General features: G+C 64.8%; 2 protein-coding genes. Both read left to right on the forward strand.

Annotation, left to right across the window (positions count from 1 at the left end):
- The first annotated feature begins 577 nt into the window (after positions 1 to 577).
- Entirely contained in the window at positions 578 to 922 is a 345-nt protein-coding gene (locus G3N93_RS37135) for a DUF3564 family protein (protein WP_011355389.1), read from the forward strand.
- Positions 923 to 1,341: 419 nt separating this feature from the next.
- Positions 1,342 to 3,155, forward strand: a 1,814-nt coding sequence (locus G3N93_RS37140) for a penicillin-binding protein 2 (RefSeq protein ID WP_206135252.1), incomplete at its 3' end; no start/stop codon positions are given.

The following is a 3,155-nucleotide window of genomic DNA, read 5'->3' on the forward strand; positions in this document are numbered from 1 at the left end:
TGCCGGGGCCGGACGCGCGCCCCGGCAGTCCCGATCGGGCGTGCGGCCCGCGATCGCGTCGATCGCGTCTCTGGCACGAGGCGGCGGCAGCCGCCGAGGACGGGCGTCCGCGGCACTGGATCGGGAAGATCCCAGTGTGGGGCCCGACCGCAGGCAAGTCTGTCCCGAAAGTTTCGTGAAAGTGTGCCGATTTGTATGGGATTGTCGGAGTCTGTCGTACCGGGCGCGCCGTCAAAACGCTGCAACATCCGGTCGGGCCGCCTTTCGACGGCGCGGCGCGGCCTCGGATCGGCCGTTTTCCGCACCCGATCGCACGCGACAGATCGACGCGCCTCGCGGCCATGTCATCCCATGTCTCGATGATCGACTCAGCCCCCGTCTGCACCGCGATCACCGGTGCGCGCGTGTTTGCGCGCGCCGCCGGAATAACCATGAATCGTCAGACGTCGTTCCATCTAAAACCGCAATGAACTCAATACGGATTTATTGCGGTTTATCACTTGCGTTTCACACCAGTCTATCTAGACTGTTCAAGTCAAAACGGTCGAATGTGTCATTTTTTTAGGAGACGATCACAATGCGCCTCACCATTCGGATTAATGGCAGCGAATCGGCAACCCGACACTCCTTCGCGGTACTTTGGGTCGATACCGACGAGGGGCTGTGGTCGCGCGAGGCACATCAGGGCATGGATCTGCCGACCTGGGGCAAGGTCCGCGACGTCGAGGGCGCAATGGCGCTCTGCGCGGCCGACGGCGGGAATGCCGTGTGCCAGTTGAAGGGGCTGTCGTTCGATGCAACGCAGCGCGAACAGGGCCCCGCAGTGCTCGCCGGCGATCACCCCGGCGCGTGGCGACTGCAGGCCGTCGATCGTTGCACGAGCGAGCCGGAATACCGGGAATTCATTTCCGTCGCCCGATAGAAATTATCGATGTAATTCGTCTGCGGTTTTCGGGTTTATTCCGATTTCAGCGATATTCATTTCGATATTCAGTATTAACGGCGCCCCATTTCGGGGCGCTTTTCATTTTCCGACTTAAAGAAATAACCGCAAGCCGGTCAATTGATCGCACTCCGGGGATGGCCCGCATCGGCCGTACTTCAGATCGCGCCTCCGGATCGACACGCAGCGAATCGCCCGCCTTTCATCGTCTGCTGCGTCGGTGAAGTGTCACTTCCGCCCCGCCTTTCCTCCCCCCTTTTTTCACCCCAACCGGACAGTTAATACCTGCTTTTTCTCGGGGCCGGAACACACTTTCCCCACACGGCGATTACTCATTTATTACAATCGCATTATTCAGACTGACCAGCCGCCCTTCGGCGGCCCGACCCGGCCATTGCATGAGCGTGAAAAAGAAGACCCACCCCGCCGATCCGTACGCGGCCGCGACCAAGAATCCGATGCTTGCGTCGCGCCTGCCGATGTGGCGCTCGAAGCTGATCGTGATCATCGTGTTCCTCGCGTTCGCCGCGCTGATCGGCCGCGCCTTCTGGGTGCAGGTCGCGAACAAGGAGTTCTACGTCGGCCAGGGCCAGAAGCGCTACCAGCGCACGATCGAGCTCGACGCGACGCGCGGGCGCATCGTCGACCGCAATGGCGCGATGCTCGCCGTCAGCCTGTCGACCTATGAAATCTGGGCGAACCCGAAACAGGTTGCCGACACCGACTACCCGCAGATCTCCAAGCTGCTCGACATGCCGCTGGTCGAGGTCAAGCGGCGTCTCGGCAACGACAAGACCTTCGTGCTGCTCAAGCGGCAGGTCGACGCGGACACCGCGGGCAAGCTCGACAAGCTCGCGATCGACGGCATCACGCAGATCGCCGATTCGAAGCGCTTCTACCCGGAAGGCGAATCGGCCGCGCACGTGGTCGGCTTCACGAACGTCGAGGACAAGGGCCAGGAAGGCGTCGAACTCGCGGCGAATGCGCGCCTGGTGGGGACGTCCGGGCAGCGCGAGGTGATCCGCGACCGGCTCGGCCGCATCGTGTCGGACACGCGCCCGCTCGTCCCGGCGCAGCACGGCGCGACGATCGAACTGACGATCGACCGCCGCATCCAGCAGCTCGCGTTCAGCCAGCTCAAGGCGGCCGTGGTTGAAAACAACGCGGTGGCCGGCAGCGTCGTGGTGCTGGACGCGCAGAACGGCGAGATCCTCGCGCTGGCGAACTACCCGACCTTCGACCCGAACGACCGCGCGCGCCTCACCGGCCAGCAGTTGCGCAACCGTGCGGTGATCGACACGTTCGAACCGGGCTCGACCATCAAGCCGCTCGTCGTCGCGCTGTCGATCGACGAGCGCAAGGTCACGCCGAACACGATCATCAACACGTCGCCGGGCACCTACAAGATCGGCCCGGCCGTGATCCACGACACGTCGAACCACGGCTCGCTGACGGTCTCGCAGGCGCTGCAGAAGTCGAGCAACGTCGCGCTCGCGAAGCTCGCGCTGAACCTGCCCGCCGAAACGATCTGGAACAAATACCAGGAATACGGGATCGGCCGCGCGCCGGAACTGACGTTCCCGGGCGTCGCGTCGGGCCGGCTGCGCGGCTACAAGCGCTGGCGGCCCATCGAGCAGGCGACGATGGCGTACGGCTACGGCCTGTCGATGTCGCTGCTGCAGATCGCGCAAACCTACACAGCCTATGCGGGCGACGGCACGCTGCACCCGGTGTCGCTGCTGAAGAACGGCACCGACCAGCAGACGATCGACGCGCATCGCGGCCACCGCGTGACGTCGGCGCAAACGGCCGCATCGATCCGCTCGATGCTCGAGATGGCGGTCGGCGAAGGCGGCACGGGGCGCCGCGCGCGCGTCGACGGCTACCGGATCGGCGGCAAGACGGGTACCGCGCGCAAGCAGATCGGCGCAACCTATGCGAAGGGCAAGTACCGCGCACTGTTCGCCGGGATGGCGCCGATGAGCAACCCGCGCCTGATCGTCGCGGTGATGATCGACGAGCCGCGCGGCAAGGGCTACTACGGCGGCACGGTGGCCGGCCCCGTGTTCGCGTCGGTCACGAGCGGCTCGCTGCAGCTGCTCGGCGTGCCGCCCGACGCACCGGTCGAGCCCGAGAAGACGCCGCCGGCGAGGGCCGTTGCGCCGCAAAAGACGGTGACTGCACCGAAGGCGGCGGCGCAGGCCAGGACGGC

The organism is Burkholderia sp. Se-20378, assembly GCF_017104665.1.
In the GTDB taxonomy this organism is placed as follows: domain Bacteria; phylum Pseudomonadota; class Gammaproteobacteria; order Burkholderiales; family Burkholderiaceae; genus Burkholderia; species Burkholderia lata.

Bases quoted from the DNA above. Each gene is read 5' to 3' on its own strand.
- G3N93_RS37135 (WP_011355389.1), top strand. From the start codon at position 578: ATGCGCCTCACCATTCGGATTAATGGCAGCGAATCGGCAACCCGACAC.